At 52.9% G+C, this 26131-nt stretch carries 23 protein-coding genes; 5 read left to right on the top strand and 18 right to left on the bottom strand.

All coding sequences use genetic code 11. From position 1 onward, the window contains the following. Nucleotides 1–66: 66 nt before the first annotated feature. Complete coding sequence (msrA, locus tag CEK71_RS17965) at nt 67–699, bottom strand: peptide-methionine (S)-S-oxide reductase MsrA (RefSeq protein WP_088620669.1); 633 nt, start codon at nt 697–699, stop codon at nt 67–69. Between the two features lie 115 nt (nt 700–814). Between msrA and hslO the strand changes: the two genes are divergently transcribed. Then, complete coding sequence (gene hslO / locus CEK71_RS17960; protein WP_088621682.1) at nt 815–1684, top strand: Hsp33 family molecular chaperone HslO; 870 nt, start codon at nt 815–817, stop codon at nt 1682–1684. 16 nt (nt 1685–1700) lie between these two features. Continuing rightward, on the top strand, nt 1701–2462 hold the full coding sequence (locus CEK71_RS17955; protein ID WP_088620668.1) for a hypothetical protein: 762 nt from the start codon (nt 1701–1703) through the stop codon (nt 2460–2462). Between the two features lie 358 nt (nt 2463–2820). Here the strand turns inward: CEK71_RS17955 and CEK71_RS17945 are convergent, their stop codons facing one another. The 10 genes from CEK71_RS17945 to CEK71_RS17900 form a co-directional block, all read right to left on the bottom strand. Next, on the bottom strand, nt 2821–3705 hold the full coding sequence (locus tag CEK71_RS17945; RefSeq protein ID WP_088620667.1) for a symmetrical bis(5'-nucleosyl)-tetraphosphatase: 885 nt from the start codon (nt 3703–3705) through the stop codon (nt 2821–2823). Between the two features lie 3 nt (nt 3706–3708). After that, nucleotides 3709–4086, bottom strand: a complete 378-nt coding sequence (gene apaG / locus CEK71_RS17940) for a Co2+/Mg2+ efflux protein ApaG (protein ID WP_088620666.1) — start codon at nt 4084–4086, stop codon at nt 3709–3711. A 372-nt stretch (nt 4087–4458) separates the two neighbouring features. Further along, complete coding sequence (locus CEK71_RS17935; protein WP_088620665.1) at nt 4459–5112, bottom strand: inorganic pyrophosphatase; 654 nt, start codon at nt 5110–5112, stop codon at nt 4459–4461. A 117-nt stretch (nt 5113–5229) separates the two neighbouring features. After that, nucleotides 5230–6162 (bottom strand): YbgA family protein, encoded by a 933-nt coding sequence (locus tag CEK71_RS17930; RefSeq protein ID WP_088620664.1) that lies wholly within the window; start codon nt 6160–6162, stop codon nt 5230–5232. Next, nucleotides 6159–6725: a hypothetical protein gene (locus tag CEK71_RS17925; RefSeq protein WP_088620663.1), complete on the bottom strand. Its 567-nt coding sequence runs from the start codon at nt 6723–6725 to the stop codon at nt 6159–6161. The genes CEK71_RS17930 and CEK71_RS17925 overlap by 4 nt, the downstream gene beginning before the upstream one ends. After that, complete coding sequence (locus tag CEK71_RS17920; RefSeq protein ID WP_088620662.1) at nt 6722–7756, bottom strand: AAA family ATPase; 1035 nt, start codon at nt 7754–7756, stop codon at nt 6722–6724. The genes CEK71_RS17925 and CEK71_RS17920 overlap by 4 nt, the downstream gene beginning before the upstream one ends. Nucleotides 7757–7783: 27 nt before the next feature. After that, nucleotides 7784–7999 carry a SlyX family protein gene (locus CEK71_RS17915; protein ID WP_088620661.1) on the bottom strand — a complete coding sequence of 72 codons (216 nt, stop codon included), beginning with the start codon at nt 7997–7999 and terminating at the stop codon, nt 7784–7786. A 1-nt stretch (nt 8000) separates the two neighbouring features. Beyond that, the gene (gene ccmI / locus CEK71_RS17910; protein WP_088620660.1) at nt 8001–9248 is read right to left on the bottom strand and encodes a c-type cytochrome biogenesis protein CcmI; all 1248 of its coding nucleotides are present in this window, start codon (nt 9246–9248) and stop codon (nt 8001–8003) included. Beyond that, nucleotides 9245–9706 carry a cytochrome c-type biogenesis protein gene (locus CEK71_RS17905; protein WP_088620659.1) on the bottom strand — a complete coding sequence of 154 codons (462 nt, stop codon included), beginning with the start codon at nt 9704–9706 and terminating at the stop codon, nt 9245–9247. Before CEK71_RS17905 ends, ccmI begins: the two co-directional genes overlap by 4 nt. Further along, nucleotides 9703–10236: a DsbE family thiol:disulfide interchange protein gene (locus tag CEK71_RS17900; protein ID WP_088620658.1), complete on the bottom strand. Its 534-nt coding sequence runs from the start codon at nt 10234–10236 to the stop codon at nt 9703–9705. Before CEK71_RS17900 ends, CEK71_RS17905 begins: the two co-directional genes overlap by 4 nt. Before the next feature lie 492 nt (nt 10237–10728). Here CEK71_RS17900 and CEK71_RS17895 point away from each other — a divergent pair, with 492 nt between their 5' ends. Continuing rightward, a complete protein-coding gene (locus CEK71_RS17895; RefSeq protein ID WP_088620657.1) occupies nt 10729–11268 on the top strand; it encodes a GTP-binding protein in 540 nt (179 codons plus the stop codon). 113 nt (nt 11269–11381) lie between these two features. Here the strand turns inward: CEK71_RS17895 and gatB are convergent, their stop codons facing one another. The 7 genes from gatB to CEK71_RS17860 form a co-directional block, all read right to left on the bottom strand. Next, nucleotides 11382–12818, bottom strand: a complete 1437-nt coding sequence (gene gatB / locus CEK71_RS17890; protein ID WP_198328599.1) for an Asp-tRNA(Asn)/Glu-tRNA(Gln) amidotransferase subunit GatB — start codon at nt 12816–12818, stop codon at nt 11382–11384. A gap of 299 nt (nt 12819–13117) precedes the next feature. After that, nucleotides 13118–13414 (bottom strand): HD-GYP domain-containing protein, encoded by a 297-nt coding sequence (locus tag CEK71_RS24075; protein ID WP_332455528.1) that lies wholly within the window; start codon nt 13412–13414, stop codon nt 13118–13120. Next, nucleotides 13389–14261, bottom strand: a complete 873-nt coding sequence (locus CEK71_RS17880; protein ID WP_088620654.1) for a PepSY-associated TM helix domain-containing protein — start codon at nt 14259–14261, stop codon at nt 13389–13391. Before CEK71_RS17880 ends, CEK71_RS24075 begins: the two co-directional genes overlap by 26 nt. Before the next feature lie 269 nt (nt 14262–14530). Further along, a complete protein-coding gene (locus CEK71_RS17875) occupies nt 14531–15388 on the bottom strand; it encodes an Lcl domain-containing protein (protein ID WP_088620653.1) in 858 nt (285 codons plus the stop codon). Between the two features lie 347 nt (nt 15389–15735). Next, the gene (locus tag CEK71_RS17870) at nt 15736–16248 is read right to left on the bottom strand and encodes an Lcl C-terminal domain-containing protein (protein WP_088620652.1); all 513 of its coding nucleotides are present in this window, start codon (nt 16246–16248) and stop codon (nt 15736–15738) included. 63 nt (nt 16249–16311) lie between these two features. After that, nucleotides 16312–17445, bottom strand: coding sequence for an Lcl C-terminal domain-containing protein (locus CEK71_RS17865; RefSeq protein WP_088620651.1), 1134 nt, complete (start codon nt 17443–17445; stop codon nt 16312–16314). Between the two features lie 90 nt (nt 17446–17535). Next, the gene (locus CEK71_RS17860) at nt 17536–19953 is read right to left on the bottom strand and encodes a TonB-dependent siderophore receptor (protein WP_088620650.1); all 2418 of its coding nucleotides are present in this window, start codon (nt 19951–19953) and stop codon (nt 17536–17538) included. A 275-nt stretch (nt 19954–20228) separates the two neighbouring features. Here CEK71_RS17860 and CEK71_RS17855 point away from each other — a divergent pair, with 275 nt between their 5' ends. Together CEK71_RS17855 and CEK71_RS17850 are read left to right on the top strand one after the other, a co-directional pair. Continuing rightward, nucleotides 20229–20807: an ankyrin repeat domain-containing protein gene (locus CEK71_RS17855; protein WP_088620649.1), complete on the top strand. Its 579-nt coding sequence runs from the start codon at nt 20229–20231 to the stop codon at nt 20805–20807. Then, nucleotides 20804–26062: a non-ribosomal peptide synthetase gene (locus CEK71_RS17850; protein WP_088620648.1), complete on the top strand. Its 5259-nt coding sequence runs from the start codon at nt 20804–20806 to the stop codon at nt 26060–26062. Before CEK71_RS17855 ends, CEK71_RS17850 begins: the two co-directional genes overlap by 4 nt. Nucleotides 26063–26131 lie beyond the last annotated feature (69 nt).

Here is a 26131-nt window from a genome sequence, read left to right as displayed (position 1 = left end):
ATATCCTTCCTAATACTCTTGAGGCGGTTTTTTTAACCGCCTTTTTTTTGCCCGCCGTTTTTGCCCTTAACTATACGCCACCCCTAACCCACCCAAGCCACAATAGCCTTGCGGCTCTTTGGCGAGATATTGCTGATGATAGTCTTCGGCATAATAAAACGTCGGTGCGGGCAGAATCTCGGTGGTAATCTCCCCCAGCCCAGCCTTAAGCAAACGCGCTTGATAATGCTGCCGGGAAGCCAGAGCCTCGGCCAATTGCGCATCGGTATAGGTATACAGGCCAGAGCGGTATTGGCTGCCCCGGTCATTGCCTTGGCGCATCCCTTGAGTAGGGTTATGGGCTTGCCAAAACACTTCCAGCAACGCCTGATAAGTGGTGTGGGCAGGGTCATAAAAGACGCAGACCACTTCGTTATGGCCGGTATCGCCCGTGCAGACTTCCTGATAGGTCGGGTTAGGCGTATAGCCGCCCGCATAGCCCACCGCCGTGCTGCACACACCCGGCTGTTGCCAGAACTTGCGCTCCGCCCCCCAGAAGCAGCCCATTCCGAACAGCGCCAGTTGCCAATGCTCAGGAAAAGGTGGGGCAATCGGCTCGCCACTGACAAAATGCCGGTTAACGATAGGCATAGGCGTGTCCCGCCCCGGCAAAGCCTCTTCAGGTGTGGGTAAGCCCAGTTTTTTAGTAGAGAAAATCATTGGCAACCTTTTAAATGGCGGGTATTTTAGGTAAAGTTCTGTTCGGAAATAGCCTTTACCTAAGACTATCAGGAATTTGCCTTATAATAAAGGCCAAACCTTTAATGAGAGTAACATGATTAAACAAGATATTTTACACCGTTTCCTATTCGAAGAATTAGGCGTACGCGGCGAATGGATCAAACTGGGCGACAGTTGGCAAGCGGCCCGCCAACATCAGCAAGAATCCGCTTTTGTCCAAGAACTGCTGGGGCAGGCCTTGGCGGCGGTCGCCCTATTGTCCGCCACCGTTAAATTTTCCGGGTCGATGATTTTACAGGCGCAAGGCGATGGCCCTATCAGGACTTTAGTCGCCCAAGCCACCCATGACCGGAAAATACGCGGCTTGGTGCGCAGTAACACTACGATAGACCAAGGCAGCCTAAGCGAGTTATTTGGCGAAGGCCGCTTAGTGCTGACCATTGAGATAGCCAATGGCGATCCCTACCAAGGCATTGTGCCACTGGAAGGCGAATCGCTGGCGAATGCTTTGGAAACCTATTTCGTGCAGTCGGAACAACTGAAAACCCGTTTGTGGCTGTTTGCCGACCAATACCATGCCGCCGGCCTGTTATTGCAGGAACTGCCCGCCCAGAAACATTTTCAGGCCGACTGGGAGCGCGTCGAACTGCTGGCCAGCACTATTACCCGCCAAGAATTGTTGGAACTGGACTGCGAACAAGTGCTGTACCGCTTGTTTAATGAAGAAAAAGTGCGGGTTTTTGAGGCTGAACCCGTCGCCTTCCAGTGCGCCTGTTCGCGTCCGCGCATCGAGCGCACCTTACGCGCCATGGGCCGCGCCGAGTTGGAAGGGATTTTGGCGGAACAAAACCAGATTGAAGTGATCTGTGAGTTTTGCGGGGCGCATTATAGCTTCGACAAAGTCGATGCCGAAACCCTCTTCGCACCCGAAGGCTTGGCGATCACCTCCACCACCCGCCACTAACGTTTAGGCTAAAATAATGACCCCAAGCTGGTTAGCCCGCCATTCCCGCCGTCTTGGCATCCTCGTGCTAGCGGCCGCGCTGACCGGCTGCTTGCAGTGGCTGCACGCCTACCAGACTTATCTGCAAATGAGCGACTTCGACCGCCATTTTAACGTGCAGGTCAGCGACGAGTTTACCCTGCATTTTAAGGAGCCAAGACTCTACAGCAGCGACTTTGTCGCCCTTGCCAATCTCTACCCCAGCGAAGACCTGCCCCTTAAGGACGGCAGGCGGTGGCGGTATTGGTTCCGTAAAGTCGGGCAGGACAAACAGGTGCTGAAGCCGGAAATTAAGTTTTATTCCCAATTGGTTTTTAATGCCGAGAAAAAACTCACCGACTGGTCGTTTTCGGGGTTATTTTTAGAAATCGCCCCGCCCCAATTTTTAGAAGTGTCGTTGCGTTCCATCGCCGGGGCGGAAATTGATAAGGAGAAGCAATCTTTACGGGCCAATACCGACCATATCGGCAAAATCACCGCGCCGCTGCCAAGTAAAGCCGCCGTTTTGGCAAAACTGGGGCCACCGTTAAAAATTGAGGACGAACCGGAACAGGAGGTATACAGCTACTTGTTTTTACTGGACACCCCCCGCATTGAAAAAGGCTACGAAGATAATGCCTTGACGGAAGTTAAACTCACCTTTGCCAAGAACACCCAAGCCCTGATTATCATGGCGGGCAAGTTTGCCGGGCTGAAAGTGTCCATCGATTACCGCAAGTTTTTGCAAGCGGCGCAATAAGGGCTTAACTGACGTTACGCAGTAACGTGCTTTACCCCCGTTTGCCGCGCCGAGCATCGCAGGTTTTGTCGGGATCAGCCCGAAGGGGCGCGGCAGGGATGCCGCGCGTCGGCAGGTGGGCAGGAGCCCTCTCTGCCGACCCCCGACAAAACCGAGAAGCGCAGGATCGAGCGGCAACCGGGCCGCCTTTTCTTTGGATACTTTCTTTTGGCGGAGCAAAAGAAAGTATCTCGCCTTCGGGTGCGAGAACCCGATTAAAAAAACCGTCGCGACAGCGACTCATCGCTACATTTTTCAATATCGAAAAAGTGACTGCGTAACATCAGAGCTTAATCAACAGGTTTGGCTCAGGCGAGCCTTATGAATAAGCCGCCGTCCCTACCATCTGCGCTTTCGCTGATGTTTTTTCAACCAGCCGCGACTTGCCCGGCTTTTTCTCGCCAAGGCAATCAATACTAAAACGCTCGACCGTCTCGCCTAGGCGGATGGCGGTCAGTTGTCCGCCCCATAAACAGCCCGTATCAATGGCATAGCAGTTGTCGCCTTCATAATAGCCCAGCGTTGACCAATGCCCGCAAATGATGCGCAACCCCGCGCTTTTGCGGTTAGGTACCTGAAACCACGGCATCAAGCCTTTCGGCTGCGACCCTAACGGCCCGCTATTGGCAAAATCCAAACGCCCTGCCTCATCGCAATAACGCATCCGCGTAAAGCAATTAATGATAAAACGTAGCCGCGACATGCCTTTCAGGTTCGATGACCACATATTCGGCTTGTTGCCGTACATTTGCTTTAAAAACATCGCATAATCCGGCCCCCTTAAGGTCGCTTCCGCCAACTGCGCCATTTTTTGGGTTTTTTTCAAATCCCATTGCGGCGGCAGACCCGCATGGATTAGGCAAAAGCCGTTGCTGTGATGGAACAGCGGCCTGTTCCTCAGCCAATCGATCAGCTCTTGGGCATCGGGGGCTTCCAGCACCGGGGTCAGTGCGTCTTTTTTCAGGGCTATTTTCTGTGTACACGACGCCGCCAGCAAGTGCATGTCGTGGTTGCCCAGCACCGTGACCGCCGCGTCGCCCAAACCCTTGACAAAGCGCAAGGTTTCTAGGGACTTAGGGCCACGGTTAACCAAATCTCCGGCAAACCAGAGTTGGTCGGTTTTTTTGTCGAAGGCGATAACATCCAGAAGTCTTAACAAATCATCAAAACAACCCTGAATATCGCCGATAGCGTAAATGGCCATGGCTTAATGCAAGGTTCTGGGTATGGATAAAGTAAATTTAGGGATAAGAGCGTTAAAATGTTCGCCCTCATCAGAGCTCATCGTATATTCGCCCTGCATGGTACCGACCGGCGTGTCCAGCATCGCCCCGCTGGTGTATTGGAACATCTCGCCCGGCTTAAGATAGGGTTGCTCGCCGATAACACCATCGCCCCTAACCTCTTGGACTTTACCATTAGAGTCGGTAATCAGCCAATGGCGGCTTAACAGCTTGGCCGGCGCCGTGCCTTGATTAGTGATAGTAATGGTATAGGCAAACACATAGCGATGTTCCTGCGGTGCGGATTGTGCGGCAATGTAATGCGGCTTGGCCTCAACGACTATTTTATATTTTTCGGTCATTACACAATTAACAAAATCAGAGGATAAAAATATTCCTGCTATTTCATCGTAACTTGCGGGGAAACGCAAGCCCATTAAAGCCAATCTGCTTATCAATAGTGATATTACGGATTTTTCTCCGCTTAACGCACAAAAGTGGCGCGGACGGGCAGCGGCTGAGGCAGGCGCTTTGGTATGGGCGGCGCAGTGCGCCCCTTGCCGTTAATACGTCAGGGGGCTTGGCTTGCCGCATTGAATGTAGAGGTGTTTTGCCTGATTTGGTGGCATAATCACCATGACGGACCCGACTTGCCTTTTAAGAAAGGCCATCCGTTTGCTAACCGTTGGCTTTTAGCTACGGCCTCCCACGATCAGCCATTACTTAAAACCCAGTCACACCAAATCCGTATCCGTGACCCGCCGTTTAACCCAAGGGCTGCTGCCATAATGGTTTTGATAATCGCGCTGGGCGCGGCGGATGACCTCATGGGCCTCTTCGCGGCCATAAACATTGGTTATCTCACAAGTGCTGGGTTCGTCGGGCAGGTTTTTGTAAGTCAAAAAATAATGCTTCAAGCGATTGATGTACGATTCGGGGCAGTCGGAGACATCATTCCATTGCCGATAAAACTCGTCGCCTTTCATCACCGCGATAATCTTATCGTCGGCCTCGCCCTTATCCAATAAACGGAAACCGCCGATAGGGATGGCTTGCAAGATGATATTGCCATGGGTGACAGTGCGCTCGCTGAGGACGCAAATGTCCAAGGGGTCGCCATCGCCTTTGGCAACGGTTTTGCCCGATTTTTGTTCGGCAAATTCGGCCACTTCTTCGGCGCAATAGGTTTGCGGAATAAAGCCGTACAGGGTCGGCACAGTGCTGGAAAACTTTTGCGGGCGGTCGATCATCAGATAACCGCTGACTTTGTCGATTTCATATTTGACGGTATCGGAAGGCACTATCTCAATAAAGGCCGTGACAATATTAGGCGGATTATCGCCTGCACTGATACCGTGCCAAGGGTGGGCTTTTTGTTGTATGTTCATGATAATCTTTTCAGTTTAGAGAGAGGAGAAGATAGGCCCAATCTGGCGGTTAGAGAGTCGGCCAGATTGGGCGGGCGTTAAAAAAGTGTGCCTAGCTTAAAAATAACGGACGGGGCGTTATTGGTTGAGCAAGCGTAGCTCCTGCGGATAAGGCGACAGGTAATAAGAGTTTTCGATATAAGGGTCGGGGGAGTGGCGGAAATGGTGCTTAAGCAAGGTCAGCGGCACAATCAGCGGCACTTCGCCATTGCGGTAGCTTTCAATCACCTCGCACAATTCGGCCTTATCATCGGCGGAGAGGTCTTTTTTCAAATAGCCTTGGATATGTTGCAGGACATTGACATGGCCGCCCCGCGTGGCGATGATTTTCAGTAACCGCATCAGCTCCTTAATATATTGGCCCGCCACCGCTTCAAGGTTGTCCTTGCCGATACAGGCCAGCAATTGCCCCAGACCCCGGTAATCGGCATGGCTCATAATAATCAATTTATGGCGGGCATGGAAGGTCATCAGGTTATTAACGCTCAGCCCCTCCGCCAATAATTGCCGCCACCGATGATAGACATACACGCGGCGGATAAAATTCTCCCGCAAGCCAGGATCGCCCAAGCGGCCTTCTTCTTCCATAGGCAACAAGGGGTTATTATGCAGCAATTCGGCGGCATAAATGCCTATGCCTTCGCGGCGCGGTTGCCCGTTGGTATAAACCTTTACCCGCTCCATACCGCAACTGGGCGAGTCTTTTTTAAAAATATAGCCGCACAAATCGGCAAAAGCGGGTTGTTCTTGCGCCGCATAAGCACGCAGACGCTCGGTGACATCGTGGCTGGGGTCTTTCACGCCGACGCAACGGGGCTCGCCATCGCTCTTGACCAGATGCAGGGTCGGGCGCGGCGCACCTAGGCCAATAGCCATTTCAGGGCAGAAAGGCCGAAAGTCGAAAAACTCGCCCAAGGTACCGACGATATAGGCATCGCGTTTATGGCCGCTGTCAAAACGGACATTATGGCCCAGCAAACAACTGCTGATACCGATGGGGATTTTTTTCATCGCTTATCCAAGTAAGGTGGGGTGGCGGGCTTAAGTAAGCCATAAGCCCTAGCAATGCTGTCATTGATAACAAGCACCGAAGCAGGCGGTAGCGCCCAGATTTTAACGGTAAGTTTCAGGGCCTTGCTAAAGGCATCTTGTAAAGGCGGCAACCACGCTTTGTCAAAGCCTTTAATAATTAAGGCTAAGCGAAAGTCAACGCTAGCCATATCAAGAGACCTAAAAGCCGTTGGCAACTCGTCGCTGGTCGGATGCCTGTTTAGATACAGTGCCATAAACAAGTCTAAAGAATTAACAAATTTCTCTTTAATGTCGGTAACATACTGAGAAAAATCCTCTTGGCTTCTAGGGTGCGGCGCACTGCTTTTTGCTTCTATGATCCAAATTGTCGGCTTGCCGTTATCTGTGCGTAGCAACAAAAATTCGGCAGGCTTTATGCCTTCGTGAGTTTTTGCCCGTTTATTAAGCTGGCTAAGCGTGGCGGATTGCTCAATATCAAAACGGTAGCCTTCGGCATGGGGGCCAAAGGTCATGCCAGATTCGGTAATAAAAGCGTCGCTCATGCAAAAGCCAAACCGACTTCTTCCTCATACAGCCGAATCGATTCATTGATAATCGGATTATCGGGCATACCATCCTGTAAATCGGACAATTGCCAACTATCGCCTTCTTTAGATAACACGGGGATGGACATGCCCCGCTCTTGAGCCAGCAAATATAATTTTTTCACCACAAAATACGAGTGGCTGGCGATGACAAATTGGATGCCATACCCTGCAAGATCGGCCACAATAGCCAATAATTTGCCAATGGCGACCGGATGCAAAGCCGCTTCCGGTTCGTCCATAAAAATAATGGCTTGGGTATCAAGATAACGGTTACTTAGCAAAGTGTCGAGAATGGCGATTTTTTTAACCCCCTCTGCCGTCACCCCAATAGGGAATTTTTGGTTGCCTTTTTTAAACAGCCAGCGCTGTGATTCTTCATCATACTGGATTTTACCGCCCAAGATAGTTTCCAGTTGCTTGCGGGATGGGCCAAATTGGATAGTGGCAAGAGCTGTTTTCTGTAAGCCCCCATCCCCTGCTACAGGCATTTGCCGCAAAGCGCGGGCCAGATCAAAATAAGTGTCATCAAAACCAAACAGCCTATCCTGCTCGCGGGATTTTAAAATAATATGATGCAGTGACAGCACCTCTTTAGCAGGCAGAAAAACGCTATTGCTGGCCCGGGGCGGCACTTGGTTATCGACAGTAATCGACTTATTGGTGTCCTTGCCAAAACTATAGCTAAACGGTTTGCCGTTGAAGGTCAACTGTAACGCTAGTGGGCCATCGGCACTTTTGCTGACCAGATCACCGATTTTTTCCGGCTGGAATGTCCAATACAGCTTATCGGCGAGAATTTCGGCAGCACTGCGTTGCTCATTACCGCGCTTGTAGTCTTCCAGGGTACGCATGGTGCTGTACAGGGCTTTCAGCAAAAAGGTTTTGCCTGTGCTATTTTCACCAATCACCAGATTGATGTTGCCCAGCGTCGGGCAAGCCAAGTGCGTGATGGGGCCAAAATTTTTCAGCTCGATAGCGTCAATCATAATATAGGTTTTACCTGTGCAGCGTGATTAATAATGCGGCGGTACCTCATGCCCATTACCGTCGTTACCGCCGTCGCGGCGTTCATTAGAGACGCTCTTAATCCGCTCATTCAGCAATGTACAGGTCTTTTCCAAGCGGTCAATCTGTTGCTGCTGTTGGCTGACGACTTGATTTAGGGTCTGGAGCAAATCTTCCTGATAGGCGGCTTTGATTTCCAGCTCGATAATCCGTGCTTCCGTCATCTTATTGTACCTGCGTGTCAATGACGATGGCTTGGCTTTGGCTGCTGCCGGTCGCCACTGGCTCAATAACCCCCAACAAATCCCCCGGTTCCGTGGTCGCGGTGCCGGATTTGGACACCCGCGCCAATAATTTGACGCTTGGGAAGGCCGAGAGTTTCATGGTCGGCAACATGGCTTGGGCATCGCTTAAACTGACCGTGACGGGCAGGTCGGCGACCCGTTTGCGGATAATCGCCAGCGGCATTTTCGGCCCGGTCAAAGCTTGGGCATAGATAAATACGGTATCGTCCGGCGCGGCGGCGGCTTGTAATGAGGCCGCCAAACTGACTTGTACTTGCAGGGTTACGCCCGCCGCTGGGGCCGGTGTCGCCGCCGTCCCCGCTTCCTTAGGCACACCGCCGGGTACGGTCGCTTCCAGTTTGGCCAAAATCGCTTGCGTTTCTTGTTGGGCTTGCGAGCCGGGCGGCAATAAGGCGGCGAGCTTGCGCCATAATTTAACGCCTTCCACCGCTTCCCCCGCTTGGGCTTTCGCCATACCGCCGTACCAAAGGGCGGTGACATTGTCCGGCTCTTTCGCCAAGACCTTAAACGCCAACTCCGCAGGTTTGCCCGCCATTTGCTCGTTATTGGCAAACGCCAATGCGTCGGCATACAGCAACATCACCTCAGAATTGTCGCCCAACAGCCTATAAGCTTGACCAAACGCATCGGCGGCTTTAGGGAATTGTTGCAGATATTTATACGATTTGCCCAACATCACCCAACCTTCGGCATCGTTAGGGTTGGTCTTCATGCGCTCGGCCAGCTTGGCGACCATCTGGTTAATCTGTTCGATACTGGGGGTCGCGGCAGTCGGGGTGGTGGTCGCCAGCATTTCCGGTGTCGGTTCCAATGCCTGATAAGTACCCAAATCAGCATACAGCGACACCGCCAACAACGGTATCAGCAGCACCAGCGCGTACACCAGCCAACGGCTTTGGGGAGTTGCGGCGGCAGTGGGGGCGGCAATGTCCAAATCATCCGCCAACGCCAATTCCAGCTCGGTGCGCTGCTCGGTATATTGCGCCGGGCTTAACAGCCCCACCTCGCGTTGCTCTTGCAACTCCGCCAAACGGATTTTGGCAATGGCGATATTGCGCCCGTCCATATCGGCGGCGGCGACCGCGCGTTGCCGCCATAACGGCGGTACGATTAAAGCCAAGGCAGCTAATACCATCAGGGCGGCAAACAGCCAAAATAACACAGTCAAGACGCATCCCCTTCATCTAATAAACGGCGGATTTTCGCCAATTTTTCCGCTTGGCCACTGGCTGGGTCGGCGGCAGCTTTTTTTTGCCGGATTACCCAAAATACCCCCCATAAGCCCAACAGCAAAAAGCCTGCCGGCCCCAGCCACAACAAGCCGGTTTTTGCGGTGAACGGCGGTTTATATAAGACAAAATCACCGTAGCGGTCGGTCATAAATTGGATAATTTCTTCTTTCGATTGGCCTTTTGCCAGCATTTCATACACTTGCCGCCGTAAATCCGCCGCAAGCTCGGCATTGGAGTCGGCGATGGTTTGGTTTTGGCAGACCAAACAGCGTAATTGCGCCGTCAATGTGTCATAAGCTTCTTGCTGTTTGGGGTCGGCAAACTGCCGTGCGTCAATGGCATGGGCAGCCAGAGGCAACAACAGTAAACAGAAAATCAATAGGCCGCGTTTCATGGTGCTTCCGCTTGTAATTTGGCGATTAAAGGCAAGAAAATCTGTTGGACATCGTCTACCGTTACGGGGCCGGTGTGCTTATAGCGGACAATGCCTTTTTTATCCATCACAAAGGTTTCCGGCACCCCGTACACGCCCCAATCCAAACCGATCCGCCCGTCTTGGTCCATAATGCTGATGGTGTACGGGTTGCCCAAACTGCCCAACCAACCTTGCGCCGCCGCCGGATCATCTTTGTAATTTAGGCCGATGAGGGTCACGGCTTTATGCTGCGCCAACCCATTCAACACCGGATGCTCGGCACGGCAGGAGACGCACCATGAAGCCCAGACATTAAACAACCAGACTTGGCCTTTTAAATCGCTGGTAGAGAGCTTTTCTTGCGGGGCTTGCAACTTCGGGGCGGTAAAGCTAGGCGCGGGTTTGTCCAGCAACGGCGAGGGGATGTCATTCGGCTTAAGGTTTAAGCCAATGGCCAGAAACACCGCCATGACGATGAATAGGATTAAAGGAAGAATGTATTTAAGCATGATCGTTTTTTTAAGTCTAAAAAGTCAGGGTAGCCATTGCTTATCCGCCCGCACAGAGCCGCCTAGGCCGATTAGCTAAAGGGTCGGAAGCCGCGCCCATCTCGCTGGCACCCTCTCAATAGGGGCTTGTCCTGCCATTATCTCATGAAAAGAAGGCTTTGCTGCCGGAATATCACATACTCTACCAAAACTGCCTTTCCCGGCAACATCGGGGCTTTCAAAGCTATCATAAACCCTTTATATTTTAATTGTAGTCACGCTATAAATAACTTTAGTATTATATAATTTATACCCTAGTAAACAATAGCTTGCATTAATTGATGGCACAAACTTTTCAAATGGGCTATTTTGTGTCATATTTTTCAGCCGTGGCTAAAAGGGTTTTATCCGCTATATCTAACAACGTTAGGGCTAAATAGCACAGTAAAAACAGGTTTACCTATAAAAGCCTGACCAACAAAAATAATAATAACGTAAAAAAAGGAGGGGATTATGCACGAGAAGAGTCAGATCAAAATTATTTTTACAGGTAGTGTCGGTGCCGGTAAAACCACCGCGATTGCCACCATCAGCGAAACCTTGCCGATTAGCACCGATGTCATCTCGACCGAAGCCAGTGTCAAGCTGCGTAAAAGTAAAACTACCGTGGCGATGGACTATGGCGAACTGACCTTAAACAACGGCGAAAAAGTCCATTTGTATGGTACACCCGGCCAAATCCGTTTCGCCTTCATGACCGAAATTTTAACGGCTGGGGCTTTAGGACTGATCATTCTGATTGATAACAGCGACGACGACCCGCTGGCGCAATTGGACTACTATCTGCACTTAAACGAAGAATTTTTAATGGATAACCCCGCCGTTGTCGGCATCACCCATTTTGACGAAGCCAGCCGCCCCGCTATTAAGGACTACTACGGCGTATTGGAAAACCGTGGCTACCTTTGGCCTGTCGTGCGGGTTGACGCGCGTGAGGCGGCTGATATTCATTTGCTGTTAGAGACCTTATTGGCGTTGTTAGAATACAATTAAGCGGCTAGCCAGAGAATAAGCTTGGCAATAATGAAAAATGCCAAGCTTATCGGCTTATCCCATTGTCCGACGATACCGCTTGCCCACCTAAACGCCGTCCTCTAACCGCCCCATCACTTCTGCAACTTAGCCATCAGCATTTTATTCACTTCCGCCGGATTCGCTTTGCCTTGCATGGCTTTCATCACTTGGCCGACAAAAAACCCGAACACTTTTTCGTTGCCGCCCCGGTACTGCTCCACCTGCTTGCCGTTAGCGGCGATGATCTGGTCGATGACCGCCTCAATCGCGCCCGTGTCGGTAATCTGTTTCAGGCCTTGAGCCTCGATAATGTCATCGGCACTGGCGTCGCTTTGTTGCCACAAAGCTTCAAACACTTGCTTGGCGATTTTGCCGGAAATGGTGTCGTCGCTGATCCGCGCCAGCAAGCCCGCCAATTGCCCGGCACTGACCGGGGCATCGGTAATGTCCAAATCGGCTTTGTTCAGCGCGGCGGACAATTCGCCTGTGACCCAATTGGCGCATAACTTCGCTTCACAGCCGGATTGGGCGGCCACCGCCTCAAAATAATCCGCTAAGGGGCGCGAAGCGGTCAGGATGGTGGCGCTTTCATGGTCGAGTTGGTAATCGGCCTTAAAACGCAGTTTTTTGGCTTCCGGCAATTCCGGCAAGGTCGCCTTTACCTCGGCCTTAAAGTCGTCACTGATGACCACAGGCAATAAATCGGGGTCGGGGAAGTAGCGGTAATCGTTGGCTTCTTCCTTGCTGCGCATGGAACGGGTTTCGTCTTTGTTGGCATCGTACAAACGGGTTTCCTGCACGACTTTGCCGCCGCTTTCAATCAGCTCGATTTGCCGTTCGATTTCGTGGTTGATAGCTTTTTCGACAAACTTAAACGAGTTAATGTTTTTAATTTCGGCGCGGGTGCCAAATTCGGCTTGGCCTTTCGGGCGCACCGAGACGTTGGCATCGCAACGGAACGAGCCTTCCTGCATATTGCCGTCACAAATCCCCAAATAACGCACCAGTTCATGCAGTTTGCGCATATAGGCCACGGCTTCTTTGGCGGAGCGCATATCCGGTTCGGAAACGATTTCCAGCAATGGCGTACCCGCACGGTTTAAGTCGATACCGCTTAAACCGTGGAAGTTTTCGTGCAGGGATTTACCCGCGTCCTCTTCCAAATGCGCACGCGTAATGCCGACGCGCTTAACCTCGCCATCGACCTCAATATCCAAATGCCCTTTGCCGACTATCGGCAAATCCATCTGGCTAATTTGGTAGCCTTTGGGCAAATCGGGATAAAAATAATTTTTCCGCGCAAACACCGAACGTGGGGCGATATGGGCATCAATCGCCAAACCGAACATCACCGCTTTTTGCACCGCATCGGCATTTAACACCGGCAATACCCCCGGCAGGCCCAAATCGACTGCACAGGCTTGGGTATTGGGCTCCGCCCCGTAAGCGGTGGACGCGCCGGAGAAAATTTTTGATTGGGTAGCCAATTGGGTGTGGATTTCCAAGCCGATGACGGTTTCCCAGCTGATGCTCATACAAATGTTCCTTAGTGAAGTGATGCAAAAACAGGCCGCCTGCAACAATGTCGCCCAGGAGCCTAGCGAAAATTTATGGCCTTTGTACCATAAACCCCGTTTACCCTGAAAGCCCTAATTTGATAAGGCATAGGCCTTGAGAAATGTACAAGACTCGCCGCTTTTATCATTAGCCTACAGAAAAAGCAAAAAATGGCGGCGGGCCGCTTGATAGGATTTAGCAAAAGAGGATTTTGAGCCTACCGCCAACGGCGCTAAGGGGGAAGTACAGCGACTTCCCTTAGCGCATTGCCTTAAGCGGCTTCGTCAACGGAAGGGATAACGGCAAAATCTTGTGGACGGGTTTCTAGCAATTCCAAGAAGATACGGCCTAACTGCGGGTCTAGCCACCCCTCGGCAATTTCCTGCTTAATAATATCGATGACGGCAGCAAAATCTAGGGCGGGCTTATAAGGCCGGGGCGATGTCAGGGCATCAAAAATATCGACTATTTGGAATGCCCTTGCTAACAGCGGAATCGCCTCGCCTTTAAGGCCGTCAGGGTAGCCGCTGCCGTTCCAACGTTCATGATGCGAACGGATAATCTGCACCGTCGACTCCATTTCCTTTAAGCTGGCGCATAATTGTGCACCAAGCAGGGAAGTTGTCGAAATCGGTCATCTCAAAAAGTGCTTGCATGACGGGTCGGTAAACGGCGGCATTCAGATTAAACGCCACGCCAGACCACGCAAATATTAATAATAGCGGCCATAACCATAAGCCGCCCGCCCGGTGCAAATCGAAATGCAGGCGTTGTTTGGAGCTGGGCCATTTGATTTTCCACGCGATTTGCCAACGTTGCCAAAAATTGGCCAGGGTTGGGCCTGTTGCGATAGGCGTGGCGGCGAAAGGCTGTTTGCGCCGCATCGGTAAGGTCAGGTAAAAGCCGATAAAACAATCTGCCGTCCATAGCGTCGCGGTAATGCCGAACAGCCATAAGCCGATGTCGCCGAGTACCAGCGAATAGTGCAGCTCATAAATAAAAGCGAGGATATTGTGACGCGTCAGCGGCCAGTAGCCAGTTGGTGCAGGCGTTTCCGGCATAGCTATCGGCTCGCCGTTATAGGGGTTAAGATGGAGCCGCTTTAGAGGATAGGGTTGCTGGGTGGCCGGGTCGGTACGCGCGGTCAGGTTCGGCATAAAGGCTATGCCGGGTTTGGGCTGTAAATCGACGGCGTTAATACGGGTATGCGGTGCTAGGCGCAGCGCCCGTTCGCGCAACACCAAGGGGCTAAGCATGGGCTGCGCCTGCACCGCCACGCTATAGGGCGGATTTAGCCACGCGTCGAGTTCTGGGCGGAACGCCAAAATGCTGCCGCTCAGTCCGGCAACCGTCAGAAAGCCAGCTATGGTTAGCCCGGCATAGCGGTGTACCAGTACCCAAAAATGACGTGACATGATTGAATATCCTTAGCTTAGGTTTACGGTAGGCGACTGTTAGCGAAAGGGGTAGGGATGTTGATATATACTGTAAGCGGTGGAGCGCGGGCATCCTGCCCGCCCGTTGCGGGCAAGATGCCCGCGCTCCAAAAACCGAAAACTTCACCGTTCAGAGTGTGGCGTGTTAAAGTCTCCCCCACTAAACGGTATCATTCCTCACCCAGAGGGAAGCCGCGCTAATATCGGGTCGCCACGCTGGCAACCCGATACGCAAGGCTTACGCGGGCTTAAAACGATCTGACGGGACGTACCGATAAGGCGCCGGTCTTATAGCCGTCATTGGCTTGAAAACCACTGTAGGCAGGGTAGCTGGAATATCTAAAAATTTGTATCCAAGCCAGCGTTTTGCTGGATGAAACGCCTGTCCAATAAAAAGATGCCGTAGCTTTGACCAAATCTTGATGCTGATAAATGGTATTCAACTCGGCGACGGTAGGTAACCGCCAGTCGCTGTATTTTTGGCCTTCGGCATCATAATTGGCACTGTCTTTTACGGCTTGTTTTGCCGCTTGGAAGTTGTAAGTCCCCGGCAAATCTTGGTTGGCGGCAATCAGGCCGTGCTTGCCGTCTTTACTGAGACTGATCAAGATGCCGCCTTGGTAGGCTTGGCCGATGCTGGGGGCATCAAACAGCACTGAGCCTGTGGACAAAACTTCCGAAGAATTTAAGTTGCTGGCGTTAACCGTGACATTGCCGTTAACGTAAGGGTTTTGGGTGAAGTCCCATTGGGTTGCCGGATCATTCGCTAAGGTCAGTTGCACCCATTCGCCCGGCGATTGCGTGGTGTCTAGGGGGATTTCAAAACAAGGGGTAGTTGCGTCGGTGCTTGAGCACGCTCCGGCAGTGGCTGGCAAGCCGTTAGGGTAAACACGGTATAAGGCATTGGTGGCGGTGCTGTCGGCAGGGACACGGACATAGACGCGATACGGCTGGCTGGCCGGTGCCGGCCAAGTGACGGAAGAATTGCTGCCGCCTTGCAAAACGCTATTGGACGCTTTGACTTCAAGGGCTTGGGCGGTGCCTAAGCTGATGGCGGTCATCGCCAACGGTAAGGCAAGATAACGGTTTAGGGTGTTTAGTTTCATCGTTTATTCCTGATTTTATAATGTTATATAAGGTATTGCGCCAAATTTAGGGCTATCCGCTTAAAGGAAAGCCTAGGGTGTTGACGTTCTGTGTCCGGCAGGTTTGCCGAAGTGCTGTGCCGCTGGTACAGGCCAGCGGTGTGGGTTGTGCGTTATTTGCTGCCTATAGAGTCCGGCGTTAAGTGAATGATTGGTATATGGTTATAGCGTGCAATGGCTGAAGACCATTGCACTCCGTTCGGCGCGGCCTTTCCGTGGGGTGCAAAGGCCTTTAGTCTCCGCTCCCTTCGGCTTCGCTCAGGGAGCGGGAGCCTAAAAATGGTAAATGCTGACTGAGCCGTTCCCTATCAGGGGGTATTTCTCACCAACAACACGCCATAACCGAAGTTTTTAGAGTAGCTAGAATGGTTTTGGTAGCCGCTGCCGCCTGCCCATGCCAAAGAAGTATTGTTAACGTCGGGTGTGCTTGACCAAATAAAAGTAGTCGGCATATTGGGAAAAACGCTCAGGTTAACTTGTGGGTCGACGCAGCCACGTTCGGCGATGCTCTCCAGTTCTTTAGCGTTCGGTAACCGCCAGTCGGTTTTACCTATAAAGGTGCTGGCGGCGGCTTGTTTTAAAGCGTTTTGCCAGTTTGCTGCACTTCTGGCACCTGTGCAGGTGCTGCCGTTCCAGGTATAGCCTTCCAAACAGCGTTTCCATAGCAGGCCCGTTTTTTTGTCCAAAGCCGTGCCGTCCGTATTCAGCACAAAACGGCTGGTCGGGGTGGTCAGGTAATTGCTGGTGTTACAGGTCTGAGCCTGTACCCCGCCCGCTTGGCAAGCCAGTAACAGCAAGGTTGTCAATATGGTTTTGTTCATCAACTAAACTCCTAAAAGAGTGATATTCGCTTCGGTGTCTTAGTGGCCTGGGTCTAAAAAACCTCAATTGCCACGCACTAACCTGATTTTTTTACCGTCCAGATCGGCTAAGTCATCAGCGACAAAGCCGCTAGTGGGATAAATCCCCCATAAACCTTTTCGGGCTTTGCCTGAATCGACCGGCCCGATGGTAGAAGAGACATACCAATAGGGGGGGGTATTAGGGAAATACACCGGATTAATGGCTGGGGCGCGGGTGTAATCGCTCAACGAAATCAGCTCTTCCACTCTCGGCAAACGCCAGTCGGATTTGCCGCATAATTTGCTGGCATTGACGGCTTGGACATAGCTGAGGGTGTCGCAGGCAATGCCGCCCGTGCAACTGCCGTTATCCTGAATGCCGACAAAGCCGCCATTGGTCGCCGCATTAGGGTTATACCAACTGTGCGTGTTATCCGCATCGCGTAAGCCGCCGTCGGTGGTTTTTACTTCCCATAGCAACCCGGTTAAATTATCTTGGGTACAAGCCCACGCTTTAGCACCGCTACCTAAGGCGACGGTCGGCGCTAAGGCCGTGCCGTCATTGGCGATTTTGGTATAATCAAAACCCGCGCTGCCCGCGCCGACTTTCAGTAACTGCCCGCTGCTGGCGGCCTTATCGCGCCCGTAGTCAGCGTCTTGACGGGGATAATCGGTCAGCGGGCAAGCCAGACCATTACCCGTGTTAGTGCTGCATTTTTGCCACCCGGTATCATTGAGTTTGCCGTAACAGGGCAGGGTGGTGGTGATCGGCGAGCCGGTCAGCTCGAATACCGTGCCTTTGTAACGGGCAGAGATTTTGTGTGTTAAGGCATTACGGACGCTAGGCGGCAGCACATAAGTAAAGCCATATTTGCCGTCGCCTTTGCCGGCGGCTAACAGGTCGTTACGCAAGGTTTGCGCGGTCACGGTCGCCAGCAGTGTGGTCTTTGTTGCGGTCACATCATAAATATCGACTTTGACGCGGGTGCTGGGGCTGGCGCTGTTCCACGCCCAGCCTTTAACCGCATCGCAAGTGACCGTTTCCAGCTTGCTTTCCATGATGGCGTGTACTGGCTGGGCGACCAATAACAGCGGCAGCAGCAAGGTCAGCAAAGAGGGCGAGATTTTGGTGGCTGGCATAAAGCCCCCATCTGTTTGGGTTGGTGTTTGGGTCATAGCGGACTCCAGTTAATTAAATAACCCGCATTCGGCAGGTGTTTTTGTGATTGCAATGGGTTGTGTGATTTTTACCTGAGACTTATCCGCTTAATATTGGATACGGATCTGCCCCATAAACGTCCGGGGCGTACCGTACACGCCATAAGCTCCGCCTTCCCCGTACTTGTTCGCGTTTTCAACCGTTAAGCCAGTGAAATACCGTTCATCTAACAGGTTTTCGACGTTCAATTGCACCGACACTTTCGCTGCACCGACATCGCGGCTATAAGCAGTCACCAGGCTTACCGTTTGAAAGCCCGCCACTTTAAAGGGGCTGCTGACGGTCAGAGGGGCATTTTGATCAATAAAAGCATATTGCTTGCCTTGGAAAGTCAAGCCTCCCCCAACCATAAAGCCCCTTAGCCATTTCTGTTGAAAGTTATAGGTACTCCAGAACGATGCGGTATCAATGGGCACACCGAACAGTTGTTGGCCGGGATTGCCAAATAAGCCCGTTTCGTCGCCTTTGGTAACTTTTACATGAGTATTAGCAAACGTAGTGATGACTTGCCAGCCCGGCAGTATCTCGCCTTGGATGTCCAGCTCTATGCCTTGGCTTTGCGCTTCGCTGATCAACAGATAACAAGTGTAGTTGCCACACCCCCCCCCGAGACCGAGACTTTGGGGCAGATTAACGGCGATATTATTTTTGGTCAGGTCAAAATAGGCTAAGGTCGTCCGTAAGCGCCCGTCAAAAAACTCGGTTTTACCGCCAAATTCATATTGGCTTGCCCCAGTGGCCGGAATAGGTTTGTTAGATCCGTACAACACACCCGGCGAACTGACGACATTCGGGCCAAAACTTTCCACATAATTGGCGTACAAGCTTAACCAAGGCCGCGCTTGCCATAACACCCCTACCCTAGGGGTTACGGCATCTTCCGAAGACGGTATAGTTGTGGCGGGATCGTAGAACTTGTGAACAGAGGGGACTTGGCTTAAAGCTTGGTAACGCAACCCGCCCATCAAATGGATGTTATAGGGCAATTTAATTTGATCTTGAGCATATAAGCCGTATTGATCGGTCTGTTGATAATTGAACTGTATTGTAGCTAGCTTTACTTGCGGGGCTACAAACGGTTCGTGGATGGGATGAAAAAAATCCTTGCCCGGTTTAAACTTTGGTGTGGAAGCACTGGTGATGGCTGCATCTAAATGGTAATAATCGCCGCCTAACAACAGGGTATGCTTTAGCCCACCAGTATCGAAATGTCCGGTCAAATCCAGGTTGGTCGAAAACGTGTTATTGCGGTTGTTATAAATGGCATGGATGTTTTCGACCAATCCTTTATTATTAGGATAATAAGGAAAAAAAAGGTCACTATCCCCGGTAGCCCTATTGACGGAAAATTGGTGTTTGACAGACCAAGCCTCATTAAACTGGTGCGCCCAAGTGATGTTGCCGAAATAGGTTTCCTGTCTGACAGGCGACAGCTCGCCCCAGTTATAGTGGAAAGGGGTTTTAAGGATTTTGCCTTTATACATTGGGATAAAACCGGAATCATAACCGTTGTTGTTACGGTCATATTCCATATCGACGCTGACCCAAGTTTTCGGGCTGATGATCCATTTTAGCGAGGGGGCGACAAACACATCGTCAGTATAGACAAGGTCGCGGAAAGAATTGCTGTTCTGGTAAGAATAGTTGATCCGGTACAGCAAATCGTCATGCTTACCGACCGGCCCCGTGGCATCAATGCTGGTGCGGAACAAATCGTAAGAGCCGAACTGTTGGGTTAACGAGTAATACGGTATGGCTTGGGGTTTTTTCGTGACGATGTTAATCATCCCGCCCGGTTCTACCTGGCCGTACAAAATCGCCGCCGGGCCTTTGAGCACTTCGACGCTTTCCACATTAGAAAACTGCCGTGCCGCCGAATTGTCCTGCAAACGGAAACCGTTCCGAAAAAACGTCTGCGAGGCAAAACCCCGGATAACCGGAGTCGGGTAGTTGATGCCAAAATTAATGCCGTTGTTAACCGAGTTCACGCCATGCGCTTTCATGGTCACGCCGCTGACATTCCTTAGGGCTTGATCAAGGCTAATCACCTGCTGGTCCGTCAGCACCTGCTTGGACACGCTTTGTACGTTCAGCGGCGTTTCCATAATCGGCGTGTCGGTTTTAGTGCCTGCCGTGGCGGTGGGCAACACATAATCAGTGTTGAACGGGTCTTCAGGATCGTATTCCGCCGCACCTGTGACGGTCATGGTCTTTAAGGTCGTGGTTTCGCCAAGGCTGCTAGGTTGCGGGCTGGCCGCAGCGGCTTTTTTATCCGTTTTGGCTTTCGGTTTGGCGGTGTTTTTATCGTCCGCTGGCCTGGTTTCCATGCCCGCCTTGGTTTCAATCGGCTCCACCGCACTGGCCGATAACGGCAACAACACCAAATTCGCCAAGGTAACGGCAAGCAGTTTGGATGTCCCGATAAGGCGTAGCGGTTTTTGAGGCTGAAAAAAAGTTATGTTCATTGAGACCAGTGCAGAATTGACGATGGCTTATAGCCAGACACTGGTAGGACGCGCTAGTCAACGTAAACCCTCACCTTTTGCCGGAAATAAATTTGTTGGCAAAGGCTAAAGATTTTTGGAGCGCGGGCATCTTGCCCGCGTTCCAATCCCCTAACCCTAAGCGAAAGGCTCCCAGAAAAGCACTGCTTAGGTAAGGTTTTTAGTTGTTTGGGTGAGGCTTCCCTGAGCATCGCTCGTCATAAACCATATTGCTTTATATGCTTTAGGACGATTTTATGCCCGAATTAAAACTGATTGACGCGGTAAAACAAAGGGATACCCTAGCTATTGAAGCCCTGCTGGCGAACGGGGTTGCTGTTGACGGACAAGATGCTTATGGCTGGACGGCATTGAATTGGGCGGCAGGTCAGGGCGATACGGCCATCATCGCCATGCTGTTGGCCGCTGGGGCGGATGTCGGCAAGGTCGGCAGGGATGCCCGCACCGCCTACCAAATTGCCTTAGCCGCCGCCCACGCTGACAGTGCGCGGTTATTGCGCCAAGCCGAACAAGCGGTGGGGCTTGCCATAAGCCAGACCGCCGAACTGTATTGCCGGGCTTATCTTGTCGCCGAGCTGCGCCCATTTTCCGGTCTGCCTACAGGACTAACGGCTTTAGCCGACGGCGAGGTGGTGTTTTTACAAGCCGACGGTTGCGTGACGCGGACAATGCTTGCGGATAAAGACGTGTTGCTTGCTGAGGCATCCCCCGCTTGGCTGGACTTTTGCGCCCAGCGCCTGAAATTTAGCGTGCCGGACGAACTGGAATGGGCAATAGCCGCGAGCAACGCGGCTGCATTTCAGGCGACCTTATGAACGCCCGGCCAGAGACGGTAAGGGTAGACGTGAGTGCCGCCCGCACCTTGGCGGAAATCTTACAGATCAGGGCGGAACGGCAAAGCCCGCAAGCCGCGTATACGTTTTTGGCCGATGCCGACCAAGCCGCCGTAACGCTCAGCTATGGCGAATTAGACAGCCAAGCCCGCCGCATTGCCGCCAAGTTACTGGCCTTAGGCGTACCGGGTGGCCGTGCTGTCTTGCTGTATCCGCAAGGCTTGGATTACATCGCCGCCTTTTTCGGTTGCCTGTACGCAGGGGTTATCGCCGTGCCGGCTTATCCGCCGAAAAACCAGCGGCACTTGCCGCGCCTGCACGGCATTATTGCCGATTGTCAGGCGGAACTTATCCTTACCCAGCAAGCACTTATCCCGTCTTTACAGGCACTGTTTGGCGATGCCGTCACCGTACCGATAGTGGCGACGGAGGCCTTAGGCGAGGCCGGGCTAACGGGAGGCTTACCCGCTACCGACCCGCAGGGGGTGGCTTTTTTACAATACACCTCAGGCTCTACGGGCAACCCTAAAGGGGTGGTGGTGACCCACGCCAATCTAATGGCGAACCAAGCCCTAATCCAACAGGGTTTTGGTCATGACGCGGCCAGCACGGTGGTCGGCTGGTTGCCGCTGTATCATGATATGGGCTTGATCGGCAATGTCATGCAGCCTTTATTTATCGGTGCACCAGCGGTGCTAATGTCGCCGATGGCGTTTTTGGAAAAACCCGCGCGTTGGTTGCAGGCGGTGTCCGATTACCGCGCCCATACCAGCGGCGGCCCCAATTTCGCTTACGCGCTGTGTGCCGAAAAAATAACTGCCGAAGAAAAAAGCCGCCTGGATTTAAGCGCTTGGCAAGTGGCGTTTAATGGCGCCGAACCGGTGCAAGCGGCGACGCTGGAGCGGTTTGCCGCCGCCTTTGCCGGGTGCGGCTTCCGACGGCAAGCTTTTTACCCTTGTTACGGTTTGGCGGAAGCGACGTTACTGGTCACAGGCGGCAGCAAAACCGCCTTGCCGACGCTAAAAGCCTTCGATAAAGCCAAGCTGGCGGCGCATATCGCCAGCCCCGTGCCAGCAGGTGATGCAAACAGCCGCCTTTTGGTTGGCTGTGGTTTTGTGGGGACAGGCCATCAGCTTAGGATTGCCGATAGGGATACCCAAGCCGTATGCGGGGAAGGGTGTATCGGCGAAATCCAAGTCAGCGGTGCTAGCGTTACCCAAGGTTATTGGCACAATGCCGAGGCCAGCGCCGAAAGCGTTAGCGTCGACGCGGCGCAACGGGTTTGGTTACGCACCGGGGATTTGGGTTTTCTTGACCATGGCGAGCTGTTTGTCTCAGGCCGCAGTAAAGAGCTGATTATCATTCGGGGGCGCAATTATTATCCCCAAGATATTGAAATGGCGGTGGCGGCGGCTGTGCCGTGCGTCAACCCCAACGCCTTGACGGCGTTTGCCGTCGCGGCAGGCGACGGCGAAAAGCTGGTGGTGCTGGCCGAATTGAAGCGGGCGTATTTAAAACAAAGCGATTTCAGCGCCGAATTTGCCGCTATCCGCAGCCATTTGGTGACCGAATGCGCCATTCAAGCCGATACCCTGATGTTTGTTAAGCCCGGCGGCGTGTTAAAAACTACCAGCGGCAAAACGCGCCGCAACGATTGCAAACAAGCCTTTATCAGCCAGCAACTGATGGTGGTGGCGACGGACGGGCTGAGCGGCCAAACCACTGCCCCATCGGCAGCAGAGTTGGCTGGGCTACGCCAAGCCATACACACTGAACACTTAACGGTAGCCCGCAAGCTGCTGGGGCAGTATTTACGCGGCCAACTGCAAACCTTGGCGGGCTTGGCGGCGGCACAAGTCAATTTATCAACCCCAGTATTATCCTTAGGCATAGACTCCTTAAAAGCCCTGGCCCTGAAACAGGCGCTGGACGAACTGCTGGACATCGATTTTCCTATCACCTTCATATTGGCCGACAAATCGGCGTGGGAACTGGCCGAACACGCCCTGGAACTGAGCCGCCAACCACCGCTAGCCACGGTAAACCCAACAGCAACCGCCAACCGGGTATCCGCAGGCCAGTTGGCTATCTGGACAGCCTGCCAACTGGCTGCCAGCAGTGCCGTCTATAACTTACCCATCGCCATGCAGATCAGCGGCGGTATTGCTATAGACAGCCTACGCCACGCTTTACAACGTTTAGTGGCCCGGCATCCGCAATTGCACACGGGCTACCAAACCGAAAACGGTTTGCCCGTGCCGATAGTGTTAGACCCACCTTATCAGGTGCTGAGCCAACACCTGTGCCGCGATGCCCAGCACCGCAACCAGCAACTGAGTGCCGAAATTTACCGCCCTTTTAATTTGCACCAGGATGTCAAGCTACGCGCGGTCTTATTCAGCACGGCAAATGCCAATGATGGCCATATCCTGTTGTTTTGCGCCCACCATATCGCCGTTGATTTCCGCTCCTTACAGATTTTGCTCGGCGAATTGCCCGCCCTTTATGCGGCCCATAGCATGGGGCAAACGCTGTCTTTGCCTATTTTGACCGCGACTTACCGCGACTTTAGCGACTGGCAACACGCGTATTTACCCAGTGCAGCCGCCCAACAAGCCCTCAGTTACTGGCAACAGCAATTGGCGGGCGAGTTGCCGACCCTGCGCTTGCCGGGTGCGGCCAACCGCCAAAACCCGGCAGCATATAACGGTGGCATAGAAACCTTGGTGATAGGTTTCGATACCACTTGGCGGCTCCAACAGTTAGCCGCACAACAGGGTGTGACCTTATATATGGTGCTGTTGGCGGTATTTAAGGCCTTGCTGTACCGTTACAGCGGCCAAAACGATATTATCGTCGGCTCGCCGCTGTTCGGGCGGCCTAAGCGCGAGTTTGCCCAAGTCGTGGGTTATTTCGCCAATCCGGTTGCCCTGCGCAGCTATCCGAACGGCGCTAAGACCTTTGCCGAATTCCTGCACGAAGTGAAAGCCACTGTCCTAGATGCCTTACAACACCAAGATTATCCGCACAGCCTGTTAGCAGAAACTTTGCAACGGCGGCGCGGGTCAGGGGCGGCGCCGTTGTATCAAGTCTGCTTTGTTTTGCAGGCGGATGCTGCCGACAGCAGCGACGCGGCGGCACTCGCCTTAGGTATGCCCGATTGCAGCCTAGCTTGGCCGGGGCTAACGGCCAAAACCGTCGGCTTACCCGACACGGCTGCCCAATTTGACTTGAATCTGATGATGGCAATGACCGATAAGGGCTTGGCCGCATCCTTCCAATACCCTAAAGATGTTTTTAGCCCAGCGGCGATAGTGGGCATGGCCGGGCATTTCCAACACCTGTTGCAGGGCGTGTTAGCAAACCCCTTGCAACCGCTACGCGCCTTACCCTTACTGAGCGTAGCCGAGTCCCTGCAAATATTGGCGTGGAACCGCATCAATTTTGCTTGTCCGGCAGATACTTGCCTGCCGGCCTTGTTTGAACAACAGGTTATGGCACACCCGGACGCGCCCGCCGTGGCCTTTGAAGACCAAACCTTAAGCTACGCCGAACTTAATGCCAAGGCCAACCAGTTAGCCCATTACTTGCGCGGGCAAGGGGTGGTGGCCGAGACAGTAGTGGGAATTTGCCTGCCCCGCTCATTAGAGCTACTGGTCGGCCTGTTGGGCATTTTAAAAGCGGGCGGCGCGTATCTGCCCCTAGACCCGGATTACCCCGCAGAACGCTTGGCTTATATGGTGGCTGATGCCCGCCCCCTGTTGGTGTTGGCCGAACAAGCGGTAACAGCGGTGTTGCCGCCGGACTGCCGGGTGTTCTGCTTAGATAGCCAAGCCGCCGAAGTGGTCAGCCACAGCACCGCCAATCCGGCTAAGGTTGGCAACGCCGACAATCTGGCCTACATCATTTATACCTCCGGCTCGACCGGCACCCCCAAAGGCGTGGCCGTCACCCATCACAATGTCCGGCGGCTGTTTGCCGCCACCGAAGCGGTGTTTGATTTTTCCGCCGCTGATGTCTGGTGCCTCTTCCATTCTTTTGCCTTTGATTTTTCGGTTTGGGAATTATGGGGGGCGTTGCTGTATGGCGGCAAACTGGTGATTGTGCCGTATTGGCTCAGCCGCTCGCCCGCCGCCTTGCATCAGTTGTTATCGGCACAGGGCGTAACCGTGTTAAACCAGACCCCGTCAAGCTTTTACCAACTGGCCGCTTATCATGCAGAACAAGGCGGCGCTACGGCTTTATCCCTGCGTTGGGTCATTTTTGGCGGCGAAGCCCTAGAGCCTTGGCGCTTGCAACCCTGGTTGGCAAGCCAAGCCGGACACGGCCCGCAACTGGTAAATATGTACGGCATTACCGAAACTACCGTGCATGTCAGCCAGTATCTGCTCCCGTCTACAGCGGCAACCGAAACCGCCAGCCGCATCGGTTGGCCCTTGGCCGACTTACAAACCTTTATCTTCGATGCCCAGCTTAATCCCGTGCCTGTCGGGGTTACGGGCGAGTTGTATATTGGCGGAGCCGGGTTGGCGCGGGGCTATCTGAACCGCCCCGAATTGACCGCCGAGCGTTTCATCCCCCACCCCTACAGCAGCCAACCCGGCCAACGCCTGTACCGTACCGGCGATTTGGCGCGTTACTGCCCAGACGGCAACCTAGAATACCAAGGCCGCAGCGACAACCAAGTCAAAATCCGGGGCTTTAGGATCGAACTGGGCGAAATCGAAGCCCGCTTATTGCAGCACCCGGACATAAAAGCCGCTGTGGTGCTGGCCAGAACCGATGCCGAGCACAGCTATTTGCAGGCCTATTTGGTCGCCCCAGCCGCCCAGCCCGAACACCAAACCCTCAAGGCCTTCCTTAAGCAAACCTTACCCGATTACATGGTGCCGTCGGCTTTTGTATCGCTGGAGGCTTTGCCGTTGACCGCCAACGGCAAACTGGACCGGAAGGCCTTGCTGGCTTTAGATAGCCCAGGCTGGCAACGCCGTGCCTATACCGCCCCCAGAGACGAAGCCGAGCAGGCGGTCGCCGAGATATGGCAACAAATTTTGGGCATTGAGCAACTGGGCATTTATGACGATTTTTTCGAATTGGGCGGGCATTCCTTATCCGCCGTACAAATCGTCAGCAAAATCCGTGATACCTTCGCGGTTGACGTACCCGTACAGACGCTGTTTGAAGCCCCGACCATCGCCGAATTTGTCGATAAAGTCGCCGAATACCAAATTGACTGATTCCCAAATCAAATCCCTAAGGAACGTGCATGAAATGAAATCCGTTGTAGAGCCGAAGGGCCGTTCCCT

Origin of the sequence: Methylovulum psychrotolerans (assembly GCF_002209385.1) — a bacterium.
Lineage (GTDB): Bacteria > Pseudomonadota > Gammaproteobacteria > Methylococcales > Methylomonadaceae > Methylovulum > Methylovulum psychrotolerans.
Note: the sequence above shows the minus strand (reverse complement) of the source record. Positions and strands in the feature narration are given on the sequence as shown.

What these genes read in the sequence shown, in the direction of transcription:
- msrA (WP_088620669.1), bottom strand. Translation starts at nt 699, where the DNA reads ATGATTTTCTCTACTAAAAAACTGGGCTTACCCACACCTGAAGAGGCT.
- hslO (WP_088621682.1), top strand. Translation starts at nt 815, where the DNA reads ATGATTAAACAAGATATTTTACACCGTTTCCTATTCGAAGAATTAGGC.
- CEK71_RS17955 (WP_088620668.1), top strand. Translation starts at nt 1,701, where the DNA reads ATGACCCCAAGCTGGTTAGCCCGCCATTCCCGCCGTCTTGGCATCCTC.
- CEK71_RS17945 (WP_088620667.1), bottom strand. Translation starts at nt 3,705, where the DNA reads ATGGCCATTTACGCTATCGGCGATATTCAGGGTTGTTTTGATGATTTG.
- apaG (WP_088620666.1), bottom strand. Translation starts at nt 4,086, where the DNA reads ATGACCGAAAAATATAAAATAGTCGTTGAGGCCAAGCCGCATTACATT.
- CEK71_RS17935 (WP_088620665.1), bottom strand. Translation starts at nt 5,112, where the DNA reads ATGAACATACAACAAAAAGCCCACCCTTGGCACGGTATCAGTGCAGGC.
- CEK71_RS17930 (WP_088620664.1), bottom strand. Translation starts at nt 6,162, where the DNA reads ATGAAAAAAATCCCCATCGGTATCAGCAGTTGTTTGCTGGGCCATAAT.
- CEK71_RS17925 (WP_088620663.1), bottom strand. Translation starts at nt 6,725, where the DNA reads ATGAGCGACGCTTTTATTACCGAATCTGGCATGACCTTTGGCCCCCAT.
- CEK71_RS17920 (WP_088620662.1), bottom strand. Translation starts at nt 7,756, where the DNA reads ATGATTGACGCTATCGAGCTGAAAAATTTTGGCCCCATCACGCACTTG.
- CEK71_RS17915 (WP_088620661.1), bottom strand. Translation starts at nt 7,999, where the DNA reads ATGACGGAAGCACGGATTATCGAGCTGGAAATCAAAGCCGCCTATCAG.
- CEK71_RS17905 (WP_088620659.1), bottom strand. Translation starts at nt 9,706, where the DNA reads ATGAAACGCGGCCTATTGATTTTCTGTTTACTGTTGTTGCCTCTGGCT.
- CEK71_RS17900 (WP_088620658.1), bottom strand. Translation starts at nt 10,236, where the DNA reads ATGCTTAAATACATTCTTCCTTTAATCCTATTCATCGTCATGGCGGTG.
- CEK71_RS17895 (WP_088620657.1), top strand. Translation starts at nt 10,729, where the DNA reads ATGCACGAGAAGAGTCAGATCAAAATTATTTTTACAGGTAGTGTCGGT.
- CEK71_RS17880 (WP_088620654.1), bottom strand. Translation starts at nt 14,261, where the DNA reads ATGTCACGTCATTTTTGGGTACTGGTACACCGCTATGCCGGGCTAACC.
- CEK71_RS17875 (WP_088620653.1), bottom strand. Translation starts at nt 15,388, where the DNA reads ATGAAACTAAACACCCTAAACCGTTATCTTGCCTTACCGTTGGCGATG.
- CEK71_RS17870 (WP_088620652.1), bottom strand. Translation starts at nt 16,248, where the DNA reads ATGAACAAAACCATATTGACAACCTTGCTGTTACTGGCTTGCCAAGCG.
- CEK71_RS17865 (WP_088620651.1), bottom strand. Translation starts at nt 17,445, where the DNA reads ATGACCCAAACACCAACCCAAACAGATGGGGGCTTTATGCCAGCCACC.
- CEK71_RS17860 (WP_088620650.1), bottom strand. Translation starts at nt 19,953, where the DNA reads ATGAACATAACTTTTTTTCAGCCTCAAAAACCGCTACGCCTTATCGGG.
- CEK71_RS17855 (WP_088620649.1), top strand. Translation starts at nt 20,229, where the DNA reads ATGCCCGAATTAAAACTGATTGACGCGGTAAAACAAAGGGATACCCTA.
- CEK71_RS17850 (WP_088620648.1), top strand. Translation starts at nt 20,804, where the DNA reads ATGAACGCCCGGCCAGAGACGGTAAGGGTAGACGTGAGTGCCGCCCGC.